Annotated in this window: 8 protein-coding genes; 3 read left to right on the top strand and 5 right to left on the bottom strand. The window is 66.3% G+C overall.

Annotation, left to right across the window (positions count from 1 at the left end; translation table 11 throughout):
- Nucleotides 1-362 precede the first annotated feature (362 nt).
- Both ACF8ME_RS10655 and ACF8ME_RS10650 read left to right on the top strand, forming a co-directional pair.
- Nucleotides 363-11,429 carry an invasin domain 3-containing protein gene (locus tag ACF8ME_RS10655; protein WP_392416357.1) on the top strand — a complete coding sequence of 3,689 codons (11,067 nt, stop codon included), beginning with the start codon at nucleotides 363-365 and terminating at the stop codon, nucleotides 11,427-11,429.
- 321 nt (nucleotides 11,430-11,750) lie between these two features.
- Nucleotides 11,751-14,369 (top strand): PepSY domain-containing protein, encoded by a 2,619-nt coding sequence (locus ACF8ME_RS10650; RefSeq protein WP_392416355.1) that lies wholly within the window; start codon nucleotides 11,751-11,753, stop codon nucleotides 14,367-14,369.
- A gap of 152 nt (nucleotides 14,370-14,521) precedes the next feature.
- Here the strand turns inward: ACF8ME_RS10650 and ACF8ME_RS10645 are convergent, their stop codons facing one another.
- From ACF8ME_RS10645 to ACF8ME_RS10625, 5 genes are all read right to left on the bottom strand, one after another.
- A complete protein-coding gene (locus ACF8ME_RS10645; RefSeq protein WP_012202463.1) occupies nucleotides 14,522-15,682 on the bottom strand; it encodes a peroxidase-related enzyme in 1,161 nt (386 codons plus the stop codon).
- A gap of 7 nt (nucleotides 15,683-15,689) precedes the next feature.
- A complete protein-coding gene (locus ACF8ME_RS10640; protein ID WP_392416353.1) occupies nucleotides 15,690-17,171 on the bottom strand; it encodes a SidA/IucD/PvdA family monooxygenase in 1,482 nt (493 codons plus the stop codon).
- Between the two features lie 65 nt (nucleotides 17,172-17,236).
- Complete coding sequence (locus ACF8ME_RS10635) at nucleotides 17,237-18,244, bottom strand: tripartite tricarboxylate transporter substrate binding protein (protein ID WP_017406536.1); 1,008 nt, start codon at nucleotides 18,242-18,244, stop codon at nucleotides 17,237-17,239.
- A gap of 162 nt (nucleotides 18,245-18,406) precedes the next feature.
- The gene (locus ACF8ME_RS10630) at nucleotides 18,407-18,796 is read right to left on the bottom strand and encodes a YXWGXW repeat-containing protein (protein ID WP_016450353.1); all 390 of its coding nucleotides are present in this window, start codon (nucleotides 18,794-18,796) and stop codon (nucleotides 18,407-18,409) included.
- Between the two features lie 182 nt (nucleotides 18,797-18,978).
- Complete coding sequence (locus ACF8ME_RS10625) at nucleotides 18,979-19,719, bottom strand: helix-turn-helix transcriptional regulator (RefSeq protein ID WP_012202467.1); 741 nt, start codon at nucleotides 19,717-19,719, stop codon at nucleotides 18,979-18,981.
- Nucleotides 19,720-19,833: 114 nt separating this feature from the next.
- Here ACF8ME_RS10625 and ACF8ME_RS10620 point away from each other — a divergent pair, with 114 nt between their 5' ends.
- On the top strand, nucleotides 19,834-20,658 hold the full coding sequence (locus ACF8ME_RS10620) for a hypothetical protein (RefSeq protein ID WP_202759428.1): 825 nt from the start codon (nucleotides 19,834-19,836) through the stop codon (nucleotides 20,656-20,658).
- The last annotated feature ends 9 nt before the right edge of the window (nucleotides 20,659-20,667 follow it).

Here is a 20,667-nt window from a genome sequence, read left to right as displayed (position 1 = left end):
GTGGCTGATTCAGGGTATTCCCTAGATCGCTCAAGCGCCTCCCTCGTAGCGCTGGGACGAGTCTCTGGTTTCATGTAAAAAAACTATTGAAATAGAAAAAAACATGATTTAGCCTATCGATATGTGCAGTGGTTTGTCAGTGCATGTTCTGGTCGATTGGACCTGCATGGGTTAACCATGGGTTGTATATATGTCTGATAGGCGACTTACCGTTGCACAGGTGCGGGTCCATGGAAACTGGTCCGTCACTGAAAAAATACAAGCACGGTGAATATGGTTTGTCGAGGGAGGAATGTTTTGCGTCGCAAACCCGACTGAAGGTGTGTCCGCTCAATGGGTAGTGGAGCAGCGCGCAAGCGTTGATGGAAATCCGCCTTTTTTTGATTGACGCGCAGGATCTGCGCGAAAAATTTTGCTTCCAAACTCACCGGCTGCAAGGTGAGTTGTGGGCTCGTGATTCAAATAGAACTATTCGAGGTACGGCGATGCAAATGCGCTGGGTACAACTGATGGCCATTGCCATTGGGAAAATCATTTTCCTGTCATATCTCCTTGAGAAAACGGGGAATATCATGCATGCTCTCAATCGCCTGCCTGGTTCGGCATTTTTTCGCAAGTGGCGTGCAGCGAAGTGCCTTTTCTCTTTGCTGCTGCTTTCATGCGCGGGTATCTCATCCACGGCACTGGCGGCGACCATCGTCTTCACGGTCACCGACAACAGCGACGCTCCCAATGCCAATGCAACGACACCAACCACCTGTGTCAGCACGCTGGGGGGCACCTTTGCTGGCGCATGTACGCTGCGAGCGGCCATTCAGGCAGCCAACTACACGCTGCAAACACTGGATCCGAGTGCCGATGTTTCCATCGTCTTTGCGCCGACACTGACCACGTCGGTACGAACCATACAGAGCGGGACATCCAAGGATGCGGCGGGAAACCTCCATCCGTATGTCGACAATCAGACGGTTTACGTGCGCTGTGCCAATACATTCATCAGCGGAGCCCAGTCCGGCGCCGTGACGGGAGCCACCAATGCCTGTGGTCAAAGCCAGATGATCAGCGGCGGCGATACGGGCACCACCACTGGTGCCGGTGGTGCCTGGTACTGGCTCAAAGGCACCGTGCCAGCCGGCACGGGCTCGTTGACCATCGATTTCGGGGGAGTCATACAAGTCCAGAACTGGGCGGACTCCCCCTGGGAAACTTTTTATCTTGGTGGGAAGAACATCACGCTCACCAATTCGCCCAACATGACCTGTGGCGAAGCGGTATTCGTCGTTGGCTCCCCGGCGAACAATATCACCATTGATCGCGTCGGCTTGGTGAATGTGGCGCCAACCCCTGCGGGAGAGGGGACGCCGTTCAACTGCGAGCTGTACGCGGAGATTCATCAAGGCGCACAAAACGTATTCTTTACCAATAGCACGATCAATTCCGCGATATGGAATGGAAATTACGGCAATAACAAGGGCTCGGCCATTTCCGTTGCCGCAAGCAACGGTGCAGGCACAGTTTCCAACATTGTTGTCGATAATTTCACGGTAACGAATCTGCCCAACCCTATCGGGGGAATGCAGCTCGAGCAGTTCTTCCAGGTCATGTCGAACATGACCGTCAACGGATTGACGATCAAAGATTCGAATATCGCACTGAGTCCGACTGGTGGAAATGCGCCCAGGGCCGTGGTGTCGGTTGATGGAACGATCAACCTGGGCAATGGAATTGGTCTTGCCGTGACGGGTAATACCTTCTCGCTGCCTATCGCCGCCTATACCGCTTCATCGCCAATGCATGTGTCGGCACCAACGGTGAATACGGCAGCCTCAGGCACGACGCAGGTAGTGACGGTGACCGATAACAATTTCACTGGCGGCGGGGACGGTTTGAATATTAGTGGGACGGGTACGGCACCAGGGTTGATTGGCAACAACAAGATGACAAGCCAGTCGAGAAGTGCCATTCGTATCACTACGCATGATTTCTTCAAGATTTCTCAGAACACGCTGTTTTCCGTGCCTGTGGCTGCAAACTCAGGTATCAGTTTGCTGACGACGGCCAATGGACAAACCGGATGGACCCCGACCCTTGGCGTTGGCGCCAGTGACACCGCCGCCTGCACCTGGACATTCAATATCACGGCAAATGCCAATGCGAGCGAGCCGGCACCGTATACGGTGGAAGCCTTTTGGTCGCCGACCGGCGCGGGCGCCAACGACGCACAGGTCTATCTGGGCTCAGGGACCATGGCCGGAGCCTCGGGAACGCTGACCGTTCCTTCGTATCTCAGCGGCCAGGTGCGGGTCACAGTGACGGACAGCAATTCCGGTGGAGCCCAGACCTCGCAGCTTTCAACGGCGGCAAGCGTCACCGGTTTTCCCTGTGCCCTGAAATCCGGCGTTCTGGCGACGACCAACAATCAACCTGTCGGCAGCAGCGACTTGCTGGAGGTCTACATTGTTGACGGCCAAGGCAATGCCTGGACGGGGGGCAGTGACACCGTTACCTTCGCAGCGCCGCCTGCAGGTGTCACGTTCAATGGCAGCTCCGCCGCAGTCAGCTGCACGACCGACTCCAGCGGAAAGTGCGCGTCTCCCATCAATGCCAGCAGCAGTGTCGCCGGAACATTCACGACACCCGTGACCTTGTCGTCGTCAGTCGCTGGTGCCACGTTCTCCAATCTTCCATTGGGTGGAAGTCCGGTATCTGGCGCAGTGACCTATCAGCCTTCGCCGGTTGCTTACAGCTTCACCGGACTGCCGGCCAGCACGAGCGGGTCTGAAATCGCCGCGAGTCCGCCATCGATTGCGGCCAATGGCGTCTCCACCAGCACCTTGGCCGTGCAGTTGAAGGATGCGTTAGGCAACCTTGTCACCACCTGTACCGATACGGTGGCCTTCACCCTCAATGCGGGGACGCAAGGCGTTCCTGCCGTCAGCGTCACGGGCTGCAGTGCCGGCATGTACACGGGGACGGTGACATCGCCGGTGCTGGTCGGCAGCGGCACCTTCGGGTTCACCATCAACGGGGCTGCGGCTGTTGCCACCGCAACGGTCTCCTATGCGGCCGCAACGCCGAGCACGAGTGCATCGACGATAGTCGCCACTCCGGCATCGATCGTGGCCAACGGCAGCTCCACCAGCGTGCTGCGCGTGCAACTGGTCGATGCCAGCAGCAATCCGATCAACACGTGCACGAACACGGTGGCGTTCACCCTGAACGGCGGAACGCAGGGAACGCCCAATGTGGGCGCGGCCTCGTGTACCGCCGGCATCTATACGGGCACCGTCACATCGCCCACGGCGGTCGGCAGCGGGATCTTCGGATTCACCATCAACGGCTCTGCCGCAGTTGCTACGGCTTCAGTGAGCTACACGGCGGGTCCGCCAAGTACCAGCGCCTCGACCATCGTTGCGAGTCCGACCTCGATCATTGCCAATGGCACTGCAACCAGCACATTGACGGCGCAGCTCAAGGATGCGTCAGGCAATTCGATTGCGACCTGTGCCAACACGGTGGCCTTCACGCTGAACGGTGGAACACAGGGCTCGCCCGCGGTCGGCGCGGGGGCGTGCAGCGCAGGGGTGTACACGGCCACCGTCACGGCACCTACCGCAGTCGGCAGCGGCACCTTTGGTTTCACCATCAATGGCTCGGCCGCCACGGCTACGGCTGCGGTGAACTACACGGCCGGCTCGCCCAGCAATGGCGCGAATGGAAACCTGATCAGTGCCAGTCCGCTCAGCGTTGTCGCAGACAACACTGCCACGAGCTCGATCAGCGTGACCCTGCGCGATGCCAATGGCAATCCCGCCACGGATACGGTGGCGCACACGATTGTCTTCACCAAAACGGGCGTGGGCACGACCACGCCGGCCGCACCCACGTGCACGATCGCGGCCAACGCCAATCCGGCCACCTGCTCCGTGACGGTGAAATCGGCCACGGTCGGCACCGCAAGCTTCACGGCGACGGACAACGGAGAGGCCGTGAGCAATGGCAGCCCGGTATCGGTCAACTTCATTGCCGGGCCGCCCAGCAATACAGCCAGTGGCAATCTGCTCAGTGCCACACCGCTCTCGGTGATGGCCGACGGTACGAGCACCGGCACGGTGACCGTCGCACTGCAGGACGCCAATGGCAATGCAACCGTCGATACGGTTGCCCACACCATCGGCTTTGTCCATACCGGCGCCGGCACGCCGTCGGCAACTTCCTGCACGATTGCGGCCAATGCGAATCCAGCGCGCTGCTCCATCACGGTGACATCCACCGTCGCGAGTGCGGCGAGCTTCACAGCCACGGACAACAACGGCACCACCACCCAGAGCGTGGCCAATGGCAGTCCGGCCGTGATCAACTTCACGGCCAATGCCGCCGACCCCGCCAGGTCGGGGGTGCGTACCGTCAGCAGTCCGGCCACGGCCAATGGCTCGGCGACGGATGTGCTTGAAGCGTTTGTGGGAGATGTCAACGGCAATCCGGTGGCCGGAAGCGTTGTCACGTTCTCTCCCACCGCAAACATCACCTTCAGCGGTACCTGCACCACCAATGCGGCTGGTACCTGCCAGGTCACCGCCAGGACAACCGTCGCGGGCTCCTACGCTTCCGGCGCAAGCATCGCGGGGGGCGCATTGAGCGGCAGCGGCATCAGCTCCGGCGGCAATACGTACGGCGCTACGGCTGCCTATGTCTTTACGGCAGGTGCCGTCGATCCCGCCAATTCGACCATGTCGGTCGATGTGAACAACCAGGCAGCCGGCGGCGGCCAGGACGTCGTTTCCGTGGTCACCAAGGATGCGTTCGGCAATCCGGTCACCGGCGTTGCCGTGAACTTCAGCGTGACGCCTGCCGGAGCGGCACCTGCCACCGCCAGTTGCACGACTGCGGGTGCGGCGGCGACCTGCTCGGTGTCGTTCACCAGCGTGACCGCATCGACTTACTCGGCTGCCGCCACGGTGGGTGCAACTGCCATCGGCAACAGCCCGCAATCGATGGCCTTTGTCGCCGGCAATGCCTCGGCAAGCAACTCGGGCCTGCGTGTCGTGAGCGACAACGCGGCGGCAAATGGCACGGCAACCGATGTGGTGGAAGCGTATGTGCGCGATGCTGGTGGCAACCCCAAGGGCGGCGAGGTCGTCACCTTTGCCGGTACCCCCGGCGTGAAGCTGAACGGTGGCGCGGACGGCGCGTCAGCCACTTGCACCACTGGAACAAGCGGCACAACTCTGGGCATCTGCTCGATCACTGCCACCAGCACAGCGAGTGGGACCTACAGCATTGCCACCAGCATTCCTGCCGGAACCCTGGGTGGCACGTTCACCGTGGGAGCAAACGCGTATTCGCCAAGCGCCGCACAAATTCATTTTGTGAGCGTGGTGAACCTCAGTGTCACCAAGGCCAACCCAGGCAGCCTGGCCGTAGGTTCGCCCTTCAACTACACCTTTACGGTAGCGAATGCAGCGAGTGCCTTCGGTTCTGCCAGCAGCGTGACCATCAAGGATCTGGTGCCTGCGGGCATCAGCATCACGGGCGTGCCGACCGGCGCGAACGTGGCCAGTGCAACATGCACCCCTAACGCCTTCCCGTTTGCGGGTAATGGCAGCGCCGTGCTGACTTGTACGGTGAACTTCACGACCTCGGTCGCAGCGGGTGGCAGCACCAGCTTCAACCTGCCGGCTGTTCCGACGGCGGTGGGTTCAAGCACCAACACGGCCTCCTACGATCCGTCGGGTGGCATCAGCCCGGTCAATCCGACGGCCGGTTGCACGACAGACTGCGCTTCCACACCGGTGACTCCAGTCACGCCTGGCACGCCTGCGCTGACGGTCACCAAGGCCAACCCCGGTAGTCTGGCTGTGGGCACGCCCTTCAACTATGCGTTCTCCGTGTCCAACGCCGCTGGAGCGTTTGGTCCTGCCAACAGCGTGACCATCAAGGACATGGTGCCTGCGGGGATCAGCATCACGGGCGTGCCGAGCGGTGCGAACGTGTCCAGCGCGACCTGCACGCCCAATACCTTCCCCTTCGTGGGCAATGGCACGGCGATCCTGTCTTGCACGGTGAGCTTCACCACGCCGGTGGCGGCCGGTGGCACCACCAGCTTCAACCTGCCAGCTGTGCCGACAGCGGTGGGCTCGAGCACGAACACGGCTTCCTACGATCCGTCGGGTGGCATCAACCCGGTCAATCCGACGGCCGGTTGCACGACGGATTGCGCATCGACGCCTTCCACGCCGGTGGCCCCTGGTACGCCTGCGCTGACGGTCACCAAGGCCAACCCCGGCAGCCTGGCTGTGGGGACTGCGTTCAACTACGCCTTCACGGTAGCGAATGCGGCTGGAGCGTTTGGCCCTGCCAACAGCGTGACCATCAAGGACCTGGTGCCTGCGGGGATCAGCATCACGGGCGTGCCGACCGGTGCAAATGTGGCCAGCGCGACCTGCACGCCCAATACCTTCCCCTTCGTGGGCAATGGCACGGCGATCCTGTCTTGCACGGTGAGCTTCACCACCCCGGTGGCAGCTGGCAGCAACAGCAGCTTCAACCTGCCGGCTGTGCCGACGGCTGTGGGTTCGAGCACGAACACGGCCTCCTACGATCCGTCGGGCGGCATCAGCCCCGTCAATCCAACGGCAGGGTGCACGACAGACTGCACTTCCACACCGGTGACCCCGGTCACGCCAGGCACGCCTGCGCTGACGGTCACTAAGGCCAACCCGGGTAGCTTGGCTGTGGGCGCGCCCTTCAACTACGCGTTCTCCGTGGCCAACGCTGCCGGGGCCTTCGGCCCCGCCACCAGCGTGACCATCAAGGACCTGGTGCCGGCAGGCATCAGCATCACGGGCGTGCCGACCGGTGCGAACGTGGCCAGTGCAACCTGCACACCCAACGCCTTCCCGTTTGCGGGTAATGGCAGCGCCGTGCTGACGTGCACGGTGAACTTCACGGCGGCAGTGGCGGCCGGTGGCAACACCAGCTTTAATCTGCCGGCAGTGCCGACGGCGGTGGGTTCGAGCACGAACACGGCCTCCTACGATCCGTCGGGTGGCATCAGCCCGGTCAATCCGACGGCGGGTTGCACGACGGATTGCGCATCGACACCGACCACACCGGTCACGCCTGGTACGCCTGCGTTGACAGTCACCAAGGCCAACCCCGGTAGCCTGGCTGTGGGCACGCCGTTCAACTACGCCTTCACGGTAGCGAATGCGGCTGGTGCCTTCGGTCCTGGCACCAGCGTGACCATCAAGGACTTGGTGCCTGCGGGGATCAGCATCACGGGCGTGCCGACCGGCGCAAACGTGGCCAGTGCAACCTGCACACCCAACGCCTTCCCGTTTGCGGGCAATGGCAGCGCCGTGCTGACTTGTACAGTGAACTTCACAACCTCGGTCGCAGCCGGGGGCAGCACCAGCTTCAATCTGCCGGCTGTTCCGACGGCTGTGGGCTCGAGTACGAACACGGCTTCCTACGATCCGTCGGGTGGCATCAGCCCCGTCAATCCGACGGCAGGGTGCACGACAGACTGCGCTTCCACACCGGTGACTCCGGTCACGCCAGGCACGCCTGCGCTGACGGTTACTAAGGCCAACCCGGGTAGCTTGGCTGTGGGCGCGCCCTTCAACTACGCGTTCTCCGTGGCCAATGCTGCCGGTGCCTTCGGTCCCGCCACCAGCGTGACCATCAAGGACCTAGTGCCTGCGGGGATCAGCATCACGGGTGTGCCGACTGGTGCGAATGTGGCCAGTGCAACCTGCACACCCAACGCCTTCCCGTTTGCGGGCAATGGCAGCGCCGTGCTGACTTGTACAGTGAACTTCACGACCTCGGTCGCTGCCGGGGGCAGCACCAGCTTCAATCTGCCGGCTGTTCCGACGGCTGTGGGCTCGAGTACGAACACGGCCTCCTACGATTCGTCGGGCGGCATCAGCCCCGTCAATCCAACGGCAGGGTGCACGACAGACTGCACTTCCACACCGGTGACCCCGGTCACGCCAGGCACGCCTGCGCTGACGGTCACTAAGGCCAACCCGGGTAGCTTGGCTGTGGGCGCGCCCTTCAACTACGCGTTCTCCGTGGCCAACGCTGCCGGGGCCTTCGGTCCCGCCACCAGCGTGACCATCAAGGACCTGGTGCCTGCGGGTATCAGCATCACGGGCGTGCCGAGCGGCGCAAACGTGGCCAGTGCAACCTGCACACCCAACGCCTTCCCGTTTGCGGGTAATGGCAGCGCCGTGCTGACGTGCACGGTGAACTTCACGGCGGCAGTGGCGGCCGGTGGCAACACCAGCTTTAATCTGCCGGCTGTGCCGACGGCTGTGGGCTCGAGCACGAACACGGCCTCCTACGATCCGTCGGGTGGCATCAGCCCGGTCAATCCGACGGCGGGTTGCACGACGGATTGCGCATCGACGCCTTCCACGCCGGTCACGCCTGGCACGCCAGCGCTGACGGTCACCAAGGCCAACCCGGGCAGCCTGGCTGTGGGAACTGCGTTCAACTACGCGTTCTCCGTGTCCAACGCTGCCGGTGCCTTCGGCCCCGCCACCAGCGTGACCATCAAGGACCTGGTGCCCGCAGGCATCAGCATCACGGGCGTGCCGACCGGTGCGAACGTGGCCAGTGCAACATGCACCCCTAACGCCTTCCCGTTTGCGGGTAATGGCAGCGCCGTGCTGACTTGTACGGTGAACTTCACGACCTCGGTCGCAGCGGGTGGCAGCACCAGCTTCAACCTGCCGGCTGTTCCGACGGCTGTGGGTTCGAGCACGAACACGGCCTCCTACGATCCGTCGGGTGGCATCAGCCCGGTCAATCCGACGGCCGGTTGCACGACAGACTGCGCTTCCACACCGGTGACTCCAGTCACGCCTGGTACGCCAGCGCTGACGGTCACCAAGGCCAACCCGGGCAGCTTGGCTGTGGGCACGCCCTTCAACTATGCGTTCTCGGTAGCGAATGCGGCCGGTGCCTTCGGCCCTGCCACCAGCGTGACCATCAAGGACTTGGTGCCTGCGGGTATCAGCATCACGGGCGTGCCGACCGGTGCGAACGTAGCCAGTGCGACTTGCACGCCCAATACCTTCCCCTTCGTGGGCAATGGCAGTACCGTGCTGACGTGCACGGTGAGCTTCACCACGCCGGTGGCGGCTGGCAGCAACAGCGGCTTCAATCTGCCAGCTGTTCCGACGGCGGTGGGTTCAAGCACCAACACGGCCTCCTACGATCCGTCGGGCGGCATCAGCCCCGTCAATCCGACGGCAGGGTGCACGACAGACTGCGCTTCCACACCGGTGACTCCGGTGACGCCAGGCACGCCAGCGTTGACGGTCACCAAGGCCAATCCCGGCAGCCTGGCTGTGGGCACGCCGTTCAACTACGCGTTCTCCGTGTCCAATGCGGCCAGTGCCTTTGGTCCCGCCACCAGCGTGACCATCAAGGACCTGGTGCCTGCGGGCATCAGCATCACGGGTGTGCCGACCGGCGCGAACGTGGCCAGCGCGACCTGCACGCCCAACACCTTCCCCTTCGTGGGCAATGGCACGGCGATCCTGTCTTGCACGGTGAGCTTCACCACACCGGTGGCAGCTGGCAGCAACAGCAGCTTCAATCTGCCGGCTGTTCCGACGGCGGTGGGTTCGAGCATGAACACGGCTTCCTACGATCCATCGGGCGGCATCAGCCCGGTCAATCCGACGGCTGGTTGCACGACGGATTGCGCTTCCACGCCGGTGACTCCAGTCACGCCGGGTACGCCTGCGCTGACGGTCACCAAGGCCAATCCCGGCAGCCTGGCCGTGGGCACGCCCTTCAACTACGCGTTCTCCGTGTCCAACGCTGCCAGTGCCTTCGGTCCTGCCACCAGCGTGACCATCAAGGACCTGGTGCCTGCGGGGATCAGCATCACGGGCGTGCCGAGCGGTGCGAACGTGTCCAGCGCGACCTGCACGCCCAATACCTTCCCCTTCGTGGGCAATGGCACGGCGATCCTGTCTTGCACGGTGAGCTTCACCACGCCGGTGGCGGCCGGTGGCACCACCAGCTTCAATCTGCCGGCTGTGCCGACGGCGGTGGGTTCGAGCACCAACACGGCTTCCTACGATCCGTCGGGTGGCATCAGCCCGGTCAATCCGACGGCGGGTTGCACGACAGACTGCGCTTCCACGCCGGTGACTCCGGTCACGCCTGGCACGCCAGCGCTGACGGTCACCAAGGCCAACCCTGGCAGTCTGGCCGTGGGTACGGCGTTCAACTACGCCTTCACGGTAGCGAATGCGGCTGGTGCCTTCGGCCCCGCCAACAGCGTGACCATCAAGGATCTGGTGCCCGCAGGCATCAGCATCACGGGCGTGCCGACTGGTGCCAATGTGGCCAGTGCGACCTGTACTCCCAACACCTTTCCGTTTGCGGGCAATGGCACGGCGATCCTGTCTTGCACGGTGAGCTTCACCACGCCGGTGGCGGCCGGTGGCAACACCAGCTTCAATCTGCCGGCTGTTCCGACGGCGGTGGGTTCGAGCACGAACACGGCCTCCTACGATCCATCGGGCGGCATCAGCCCCGTCAATCCGACGGCAGGGTGCACTGTGAACTGTGCATCGACACCAGCAACGCCGGTCACTCCCAGCACGCAGGTGCCGGTGGCTCCGACGCTGACGGTTTCGCCGACCACGGTGGGAGGCTATCCGCAGATTTCCGGCACCGGCACGCCGGGCTACACGATCACGGTGAAGGATGGCTCGACGACGCTGTGTACGGCAATCGTCGCGGCCGATCAGACGTGGAGCTGCACGCCGGGCGGCGGCTTGCCGACGCCGGGTCTGCACACGATCAGCGCGACCCAGACCAATCCAGGCAATGGCAATACCGGACCTGCCACAACGACTTCGCTCAACGTGCTCGGAAAGACCTTCACGGGTCCGACAGCCACCGGGGCAGGCAATGCCACGGCGACCTTGAGCGGTGGTGGCGCGGGCTGCGGGTTCGATGTGTCGCAGTCGTCCTTCGTCGCGGCTGCGGCGGGTGCGCCGGGCCAGTTGAGCTTCCCGTACGGCAATGTGCACTTCGTGGCCCGGGGCTGTACGGCCAGCAGCTCGATCACGGTCAGCGTCACCTGGCCGGGGCCGGTGACCGGCATGGCGTACTGGAAGTTCGGTCCAGCGTCCGCAGGGGCGGCGGACTCCTGGTATCAGCCTCCGGGTGCGGTGGTGTCGGGCAATACGACCTCGGTGGTGGTCACCGATGGCGGCCAGGGTGATGACGATCGCGCAGCCAATGGCGTGATCGTGGATCCCAGCGGTCCGGCGCGTGTGGGTGCGGCGCCGGGTGCCCGGCCGATCCCTGCGCTCGAACCGCGCATGCTCGCCATGGCCATGCTGCTGATGCTGGCCGCAGGCCTGTGGAATCTGCGCCGCAGACGCGGTTGACACACGGTTGAAGAGGCGCTGAACCATCGCCTGCCGAACCTGTTTCGGCAGGCGATTTCCATTGGGTAGAGGCGCTGTATCCCGGCGGCTCCAGCCTGCACGAAACCCCAGGCCGCCTTGCGGGCCTATCGCGCGTGCAACACGCCGTAAATGAGAACAATTTAGAATTTCGCGCTGATGGGTGCCTTGCATCCCTGGGTCCCGGCCGACGCACAGGCGCCTGGCCCCTTCATTCCTGCACGCCTGCCTTCCATGCACCGTTCTGTCCTGATGTTCCGTTGCGCACCGTGATGGACCGCTGAACGCCGCCGCCTGCTCCCCATGACTTTCAAGAAAATCTGGTTCCAGTTGCACTGGTTCGTCGGCATTACGGCCGGCACGGTGCTCATCGTCATCGGGCTGTCGGGCGCGGTGTTCTCGTTCCATGAGGATATCCTGGGATGGATGAATCCCGGCACTGCCTCCGTGCCCGCGCGCGATGCCGCGCCGCTGGCGCCGCCGCAGATTGCGCAGGCGCTGCGCGAGGCCGGCGAGCAGCGCGTGGTCCAGCGCATCACCGTCTTTGCCGAGCCCGGCCGCTCGGCCCAGGTGGCCTTCAAGCCGCCGGCCGGCCAGCGCCGGGGCCAGACGGTCTTTGTCGATCCCTACACGGGCGCGCAACTGCCTGAGCAGCACGGCGCGGAGTTCTTCGAATGGGTGGAGCGCCTGCACCGCTGGCTGCTGCTGTCGCGCGATGACGGCAAGCCGATCACGGGCACCCTGGCCGGCCTGTTGCTGATGCTGTCGCTGTCGGGCCTGTACCTGCGCTGGCCGCGCCGGCCGCTGTCCTGGCGCACCTGGCTGACCTTCGACCCGGCGCTCAAGGGCCGCTCCTTTCTCTGGGGCCTGCACTCGGTGGCGGGCACCTGGGCCCTGGTGGCCTATGTGGTGTTCACCTGCACCGGCATGTACTGGGCCTTTGGCGTGGTGCGCAGCACGGTGGATGGCTGGGCCGGCGTGCCGCCGCGCGTGGCCGCTCCCGCGGCGCCGTCCTCGAAACCCGGTGGCGGCCGGCCTGAGCCGGCTGGCGCGCAGCAGCCCATCGACATCGCGCCTGGCTGGGCCGCCTTCGAGCGCATCGCCCATGGCTGGCAGTTCGCCCAGCTGCGCCTGCCCGAGCGCGCGGGCCAGCCCCTGCAGATCAGCTGGCTGGATGCCGATGCCGCCCATGAGCGCGCGCGCAACCAGATGGCCCTGCTGCCCGATGGCACGGTGCAGCGCGACGAGCGCTATGCCGACCTGCCCACGGGCCGCCGCGCCGTGGGTGCCATCTACCCGCTGCACGTGGGCACTTATTTCGGCATGCCGGGGCGCATCTTCATGACGCTGGCCTCGCTGATCATGCCCCTGTTCGCCATCACGGGCTGGATGCTCTACCTGGACCGCCGGCGCAAGGCGCGTGCCCTGGCCAAGGAGCGCCAGGCGCTGATGGCGGACCCGCCACCGTCCGCCCCTGCGGGCCAGGACACCGTGCTGGTCGCCTTCGCCAGCCAGGCCGGCCGCGCCGAGCGCCTGGCCGTGGCCACCGTGGCCGCGTTGCGCGGCGCAGGCATGGCGGCCAGCCTGCAATCCGTGGCGGCGCTGGATGCCGAGCAACTGCGCCACCACCGGCGCGTGCTCTTCGTGGCCAGCACCTTCGGCGAAGGCGACCCGCCCGATGCCGCGCGCCGCTTTGCCCGCCTGCTGGGCGCGGCCTCGGGCTCGGCCCTGCCGCACCTGCAATACGGCCTGCTGGCGTTGGGCGATCGGCAGTACGCGGCCTTCTGCGGCTTTGGCCATGCACTGGACCACCAGCTGCGCCGCCTGGGCGCACAGCCCGTGTTTCCGCTGATCGAGATGGATGGCGAGGACGCCCAGGCCTGGCATGCCTGGCAGCAGGCGCTGGCAGGGCATTTCGGCGCCGTGCTGCCCGTGTGCGATGCCCTGCCTGCGTCTTCGGCGGAACCGCTTGCCGATGCCACGGCCTTTGCCTCATGGCCGCTGCAGGCGCGCAGCCTGTGCAACGCGGGCAGCCAGGGCGCAGGGCTTTATGTGCTGGACTTGGCACCGCCCGAAGGCGTGGCCCCGCTGTGGCGGGCTGGTGCGCTGGCCGAGGTGCTGCCACGCCATGGCGCAGCCACCGTGCAGGCCTGGCTGGCCGTCCAGGAATGTGATGGTTCGGCCCCCGTGCAATGGCGCCAGCAGAGCTGCACGCTGGGTGAGGCGCTGGCCGCCAGCGTGCTGCCGGCCCCGGGCGATATCGCCCCCGGCACCGCGCCCCAGGCCGTGGCCGATGCGCTGCGGCCGCTGCTGCCGCGCAGCTACTCGGTCGCCTCGCTGCCGCAGGACGGCCATGTGCGGCTGCTGGTGCGCCAGGCCCGCCATGACGGTGGCCTGGGCGTGGCGTCGGGCTGGTTGACGGCACATGCGGCCCCGGGCACATCCGTGGCCATGAGACTGGTGGAAAACCGCGCCTTCGAGCCGCGTGAAGAGGCAGATGCCGAGCCCGATGCGCCGGCCATCTTCATCGGCAACGGCTCCGGCTATGCCGGCCTGCGCGGCCACCTGCTGGCGCGCATGCACGCAGGCCGCCACCGCAACTGGCTGCTGTTCGGCGAACGCCAGCGGGCCCATGACGGGTACTGCGAGGCCGAGGTCTCCGGCTGGCTGGCCGCAGGCAAGCTGCAGCGCGCCGACTTCATCTACTCCCGCGACCAGGCCCGGCGCCGCTACGTGCAGGACGCCCTGCGCGAAGCCGCCGACCCCCTGCGCGACTGGATCGCCGACGGCGCCGTGCTCTACGTCTGCGGCAGCGCCGACGGCATGGCCGCAGGCGTTGATGCCGCGCTGGCCGACATCCTGGGCGCTACCGCCGTCGAAGATCTGATCGTCGAAGGCCGTTACCGCAGGGATGTGTACTGAGGTGAAGCGCCGCGTCTTAATGCACAGCGCATGAAACTGGCGCGGCCTAAGTCAGGGACACCGAGCAAGGGCCGCCCCGCCGCGAGGGTGTCGTCCCCCTCCCGCGTAGCGAGAGAGGGCGCCGTGCATACGGGGGAAGGCGCGTAAGCGCCTCAGGGGGTGATGTACCTCTCCTTGCCGAGATTGAGCATCAACCGGTTCGCCCAGCCGAACAGCGCGGCCGAGTGCAGCATGTCCAGGATTTCCTGGTCCGTGAGGCCGGCATCGCGCAGCGGCTGCAGCTGGGCAGCGCCAAAGCTGCCCGGCGCGCGCGTCAGGGCCAGCGAGGACTGGATGATGGCGCGTTCGCGCGCATTGGTGCCGGCCGTGTCGGGGTCGTCGAACATCTGTGCCATGACATCGTTGCGCTTGGCCAACTGCTCGAAGCGCTGGGCGTGGACCGATGCGCAGTACACGCAGCCGTTGGAGCGCGAGACGGCCGTGGCCGCCACCTCGCGCTCGGCGCGCGACAGGCCGCCGGGCGCGTACATGATGGCGTTGAAGGCCTGCGAGCGCTCCGACAGCACGCGCGGCTGGCGGGCCAGCAGCAGGTAGAAGTCCGACGTGCGCGCCTTGGGGTGGCTCAGGTCCAGCACGGCCTGCTGCTCGGCCGTGGCCGTGGCGGGGTCGAGCACGGGCAGCCAGGACGTCCAGTCCAGCGTCTCGCTGGTGTAGCCGTTGCGGCGCAGCGGCTCGCCCGGTGGCGGCAGGTTGGCGGGGTGCACGAAGGGTGCGGCGGCGGCTTCGGCAGCCGGTGCGCTGGCCTGGCCGCCCAGCGCGTCCATGGCCTGCACGCCCGCGAACAGGCGCAATTGGTAGGCGATGAAACCCACCAGCTGGGCCACCAGCACGGTGTCGTCGATGGACAGGCCGGACTCGGGCATGGCCAGCAGGGCGGCGCGGTCGCTCTCGGCGGGGTGCAGGGCCAGGGTGCGCACAAAGTGCAGGGCCGCATCCAGGCGGGCGTTGCCGGTCTGGGCGCCGGGCTGGGCCAGCACGGTGCGCAGCGCGGGCGTCAGGGCGTCGCCCAGGGATTCGGCACGCTGGCGGTATTCATCGGCCAGGGCCTGGACGCCGCTGACGCGGCATTGCTCGCTGGCCAGCACCAGACGCTCGGCGCGCGACAGGCTGTCGGCCAGGCCGTCGCCCAGCAGCAGGTCCTCGCAGGCCTGGGTGGCAATGGCCACCTTGTCGCGCTGGCGGCGCGTGGCGAAAACGGGGGACTGGTCGGTCAGGCCGGCCAGGCGGTCGATGGTGTCGTTGGCGGTGGTCATGGGTGTCTCAGGTCTTGTCTGCCAGGGCCCGCACGCGGGCTTCGGGGTCGGCGGGCGTCCATTCGCCGCCGTCGAGCTCGGGCTCGGAATAGGACTGCAGCTGGGCGTAGTGGTGTTCCAGGTCCTCGCGGTAGAACAGCGAGGCCAGGCCCTGGGCCAGCTTGCGTGCGCCGTCGCTGATGGCGGGGATATCACCCGACACCGTGCCGTGCGACAGCGCGGCCGGATAGCAAAAGCAGTGCACATGGTCCAGGCCGGGCAGGGCGCCGGGCGTCTTTTCCTGGAACTCGAACAGCGGGCCCAGGTCGGGCGAGTCCGACAGTTCCTGGTCCTCGGCACCCGCCTCGGGCACGAAGCGGTCGCTCCAGATGCGCACCTGGGGCGCCAGGTCGGCGAACTCGGGGCGCTGGCGCCAGTCGATGGCAAAGCCGGTGGAGACGATCAGGAAGTCCAGCGTAAACACGCCGCGCGGCGTGCTCACGCGCAGCTTGTCGCCTGCCTGCTCCACCTTCTGCACGGCGCAGCCCAGGTTGAAGTGGGCGTTGGCGTGGCGCGAGACGCGCAGCGTGCTGCCGTGCGGCGGTGGCACCTGCTGCACGTTGATGTAGTGGCGTATGCGCCATTTCCAGGCGTCGGGCAGCAGGAACTGGCCGTGCGTGAGGCCGGGCGTGCCCGAGCCCTTGGATTTGTTGATGCGCGGCAGGTCGCTGCGGCGCACCAGCAGGTCCACGCTGGCGGCGCCGTTCTCCAGCGCGGTGGCCGCGCTGTCCATGGCCGACGAGCCCGCGCCCACCACGCCCACGTGCAGGCCGGCCAGGCGGCGGTAGTCGAGCACGTCGGAGGAGTGCGCCCAGCGGCTGCGGTCCACGCCCTGCATGAAGGCGGGGATCTGCGGGCCGCCCAGGCCGTCGCGGCCCGTGGCCAGCACCACGCGGCGCGCCAGCCAGGTGCGCGAGGCGCCATCGGCCGTCACATCGACCTCGACCGTGCCGTCGGCCTGCGGGCGGATGGCGGTGACCTGGTGGCCATTGCGCACGTCGCAGCGCATCACGCGGCGGTACCAGCGCAGGTAGTCCATCCACTGCAGGCGCGGGATCTTGTCCAGCGCGGCCCAGGCTTCGCGGCCCCATTGGGCGATGAACCAGGCGCGGAAGGTCAGCGAGGGCAGGCCCAGCGCGGGGCCGGTCAGCTCCTTGGGCGAGCGCAGGGTTTCCATGCGCGCCGTCGTGGCCCAGGGGCCTTCGAAGTCCAGCGGGGCCTTGTCCAGCAAAACGGCCGCGATGCCCAGCTGGGACAGCGCGGCCGACAGGGACAGGCCGGCCTGGCCGGCGCCGATGACCAGGACATCGTGCACGGGCTGGCCGTCGCGGGTGGAGGGAGGGATCCAGGCCTTGGCAGGCCAGCCCAGGGCGACGAGGTCGTCGCGCAGGCGTTCGTCAAGGGCAGCCAGGCCCGCAGGGGCCGCGGCTGCCGGTTCGGTCAGGGACATAGACTCACCAGGAACTCACGAGGAAAGGCGCGCCAGCGGGGCAGGGCCTGCGGGCGCGCGCGGCATCAATCGATGCTGATTTTCGCGTCTTTGACCACCTGTGCCCATTTCAGGCGGTCGTTGTGCACGGTTTTCTTGAACTGCTCGGGCGTCTCTATGCGGATGGCATTGCCCTGGGACTCGAAGCGCGCACGCACCTCGGGCAGCTCCAGCACCTCGCGCACGGCCTGGCCGAGCTTGGCCACGATGGCCGGGTCCGTGCCCTTGGGCGCGAAGATGCCGAACCAGATCGAGCTGTCGAAGCCCTTGGTGCCCGTCAGGCCGCTGGAGGCGATGGTGGGCACTTCCTTGATCACTTCCACGGGCTTGGCCGTGGTCACGCCCAGCAGGCGCACCTTGCCGCTCTTGTAGTGCGGCAGCACGGTCTGGACCTGGTTCATGATGCAGCAGGTCTCGCCGCGCAGCACCGAGGTGATGGCCTCGGGGCCGCCCTTGTAGGGCACGTGGACCATGTTCAGCCCCAGGCGCGCATTGAACTCTGCAAAGGCCATGTGCGTGCCCGCGCCGTTGCCCGTGGAGGCGTAGTTGTACTTGCCGGGGTTGGCCTTGATCTCGTCCACGAACTCCTTGAGGTTCCTGACGTTGATCACGTTGGGGTTGATGGTCAGCACGTTGGACACATCGATCAGCGGCGCCACGGGCACGAAGTCGGTTTCCACGTCAAACGGCAGCTTCTTGTAAAGCGCCGCATTGCTGCCGTGCGTAGCCGCCGTGCCGAAGGCCAGCGTGTAGCCGTCCGGCTTGGCGCGCGCCACGATCTCGCTGGCGATGTTGCCGGCCGCACCCGACTTGTAGTCAATGATCAGGGGCTGGCCCAGGCGCTGGGACAGCGGCTCCTGCACGCCGCGCGCGATCACGTCCACGCCCGAGCCTGCCGGGAAGCCCAGGATCATGGTCACGGGCTGGTGCGGCCACGAAGCCGCCGAATCGGCTGCCACCGCTGCGGTGGAGCCGAGGACGGCCAGGGCCGCGGCGGCGGCGGGAATCCAGGAGCGGAAAAGCGAGGGGCGCATGGTGTGCAGGGAAATCCGGTGAATCAATTCCCATATTTTCCTGAGAACTTAATGAGCCACTTTTATATGCATATGTTGGTATGAAGCCAGTGTGGGCATGGCCGCAGCGCTCAGCAAAAAGCCCGCCGATGGGGCGGGCTTCATGCCGGGCGCAAGCGCCCATCAATGGCGGTAGGGGTTGTTGGGGCGGCGGTCATGGCGGTCCGGCACGCCGTCGCGGTCACGGTCCCAGCGGCCGGGTGCGTAGCCCCAGCGGCCACCGTGCTGCGACCACACGGGCTGGCGGTACACATAGCCGGGGCGCGCCTTGACCCAGTGGCCGGCCACCCAGGCATGGCGGTGGCCCTGCGGGCGCCAGTAGCCCGGCGCCCACACATAGCCGCGGCGCGGTGCCGGAACGGCCTCGTAGCGCATGGGGGGCGGCGCGCCGAACTGCACAGAGATGGCGGCACCCGGCGCCGCGTAGGTCACGTTGGCCTGGGCCTGCGCGGTCCCGGCCCATCCGGCCAGGGCCACGGTCGCGGCGATCAGCGGTGTGCGAAGGGAAATCATGGCGGCTCCTTGTCCTTGGTTCATCGGGCTGGAGTCCCTGTGACGGGAATCCATGACTGCATGGTGCGAGTGCTGCGTCAAGCCCGGGTTGCCGCGACGCGAAGTCTTGCAATCTTGTGTATCGCCTTGGTGAAGCCTTGTTGCCAGGTGCTGCAGCGCAGGCTGCCGTCCTGCAGCCGCCGTCAGACAGTGCCTCTTCTCAGGGCCGTGAACGCCGTGAATTCCCAGCTGCGCATGGCCAGCACCAGGGTGTAGCCCTCGCGCTGGCCCGGCGGCAGGCGCTGGTCCTGCAGGTGCTGCTGGGAAAAATCATGGGCCAGCCGCTGTATGCGTTCCACGAAGCTGGGCGCCAGATGCCGGCCGATGGAGCCGTGCACCATCAGCATGCCTTCGCCCGGCTGGTCGAAGCCGCCGCCGAAATAGTCGAGCACGGCGTTCTCGCGGAAGTACTCCATCACCGGCCCGCGTGCGCGCCAGCGGAAGGTCTTGGCCAGGCGCAGCCGGTAGCGGTTGCCGGGGCGCAGTTCGATGATGCCGATGCGGTCCAGCTGGGCCAGGTAGCGGATGCCTTCGGCCTCGGTCATGCGGTAGGTGGCCACGATCTGCTCCAGCGTCCACTGGCTGAGCACGCAGATGGCCATCAGCAGCAGCTTGCGGTCGGCGACCACGGCGTTCTCCTGCTCGGGCGTCATCTCCTGCAGCAGCGGCTGGCTGTCGGCCACGCGGCGCGCCAGGTCGGCGAAGTCCAGGCTCAGCGCGCGGCAGATGGCATCGATGCGCGACAGCGGCATGTCGCCCTTGGCCAGCATGCGCTTGACGCTGGACTCGGCCATGCCCAGGGCGCGCGCCAGGTCGGCATAGGTCATCTGGGCGGCCTTGAGTTCCTTCTTGAGGGCGATGACGAGGTCGGCGGTGGTGCTCATGGGTAGCGATTATCGATACCCGAGGTGCTGGTTTGCGCGGCGGGTGCAGAAAAACGATGCTGGAAGGGCCGATGGCTCGCCACACTCCGCCTCACTTTTCACGAGGAGCAACACATGCCATCCGTATCGATTTCACCGGCCGCCGCCCTGCGCGCGCTGTACTGGGGCGCTGCCCTGCTGCTGCTGGCCGCCTGGCTTGGCCCCGCCGTGCCGCAGCCGCAGGACTTTCACGCATTTGCCGATCAGCGTGCCTGGGGGGCGCTGCCCCATGCGCTGGATGTGCTCAGCAACCTGGGCTTTGCCTGGGCCGCCGTGGCGGGCGCGCGCCTGCTGCTGGACCGGCGTAGCCAAGCGCTGGCGCCGGCCCTGCGCTGGCTGGCCGCGCTGTTCTTCACGGGGCTGGCGTGTTCGGCCATAGGCTCGTCCGTCTACCACTGGGCACCCCACGATGCCACCCTGGCCGGCGACCGGCTGGGCATGTCCATGGCCTTTGCCGGCATGCTGGGGCTGGCGCTGCAATCGCGCATTGCCGACCGCGTGGCCGTGCGTGCCGCGGTGGCCATGCTGGTCGCCGCCGTGGCCTCGGTGCTGGTCTGGCTGCATGGCGGCAACCTGCTGCCCTGGGCGCTGGTGCAGGGCGGCGGCATGCTGGCGGTGCTGGGCCTGGCCTGCGTGGCGCCGCGCCATGGCGCGCTGGCGCTGCGCCTGGGCGTGGTGATTGCCTGGTATGGCGCGGCCAAGCTGCTGGAGTGGGGCGATGCGGCCGTCTTCGAGGCCACCGGCGGGCTGGTGTCCGGCCACAGCCTCAAGCATGTGGTGGCGGCGGCCGCCGCCCTGCCCGTGATCGCCGCGCTGCGTGCGGCCGGCACGGCGCGCATGACCAGTACGGGCACAATGTGCGCCGATGCGTGCGGCCACGGCGGCGCCACCAACCGTTGAGGGAAGACA

It is taken from the genome of Delftia sp. WSY_7 (assembly GCF_043104845.1).
Lineage (GTDB): Bacteria > Pseudomonadota > Gammaproteobacteria > Burkholderiales > Burkholderiaceae_C > Comamonas > Comamonas tsuruhatensis.
The sequence above is the reverse complement of the archived record's forward strand: the minus strand, read 5'-3'. Positions and strand labels throughout refer to the sequence as shown.

Excerpts from the sequence above, each read along its gene's own strand:
- ACF8ME_RS10655 (WP_392416357.1), top strand. The coding sequence starts at position 363 with ATGGAAATCCGCCTTTTTTTGATTGACGCGCAGGATCTGCGCGAAAAA.
- ACF8ME_RS10650 (WP_392416355.1), top strand. The coding sequence starts at position 11,751 with ATGACTTTCAAGAAAATCTGGTTCCAGTTGCACTGGTTCGTCGGCATT.
- ACF8ME_RS10645 (WP_012202463.1), bottom strand. The coding sequence starts at position 15,682 with ATGACCACCGCCAACGACACCATCGACCGCCTGGCCGGCCTGACCGAC.
- ACF8ME_RS10640 (WP_392416353.1), bottom strand. The coding sequence starts at position 17,171 with ATGTCCCTGACCGAACCGGCAGCCGCGGCCCCTGCGGGCCTGGCTGCC.
- ACF8ME_RS10635 (WP_017406536.1), bottom strand. The coding sequence starts at position 18,244 with ATGCGCCCCTCGCTTTTCCGCTCCTGGATTCCCGCCGCCGCCGCGGCC.
- ACF8ME_RS10630 (WP_016450353.1), bottom strand. The coding sequence starts at position 18,796 with ATGATTTCCCTTCGCACACCGCTGATCGCCGCGACCGTGGCCCTGGCC.
- ACF8ME_RS10625 (WP_012202467.1), bottom strand. The coding sequence starts at position 19,719 with ATGAGCACCACCGCCGACCTCGTCATCGCCCTCAAGAAGGAACTCAAG.
- ACF8ME_RS10620 (WP_202759428.1), top strand. The coding sequence starts at position 19,834 with ATGCCATCCGTATCGATTTCACCGGCCGCCGCCCTGCGCGCGCTGTAC.